1 protein-coding gene is annotated in these 273 nt (G+C 64.8%); it reads right to left on the minus strand.

Annotated features, from left to right (window positions below; translation table 11 throughout):
- Positions 1–273 (minus strand): sugar phosphate nucleotidyltransferase (locus WDW90_RS39405; protein WP_336493031.1); only part of this gene is annotated, 273 nt, incomplete at both ends.

Raw genomic sequence — 273 nt, forward strand, 5'->3', positions numbered from 1 at the left:
GATCGCCGCGACCGTGACGCCCGCGCCCGAGGCGATGTGGGCATCGATCATCTGGCTGAAGTCCATGCGGTAGACGTGGTCAGCACCGACGACGACAACGATGTCGGGCTTCTCATCACGCAACAGGTTGAGGCTCTGCAGGATGGCATCGGCTGACCCCGCGAACCACCGCTTGCCGAGCCTCTGTTGGGCGGGCACGGATGCGACGTAGGAGTTGGTGAGCCCAGACAGCCGCCAGGTCTGGGAGACGTGCCTGTCGAGGCTGTGCGACTT

This window comes from Methylobacterium nigriterrae, assembly GCF_037106235.1.
GTDB lineage: Bacteria > Pseudomonadota > Alphaproteobacteria > Rhizobiales > Beijerinckiaceae > Methylobacterium > Methylobacterium nigriterrae.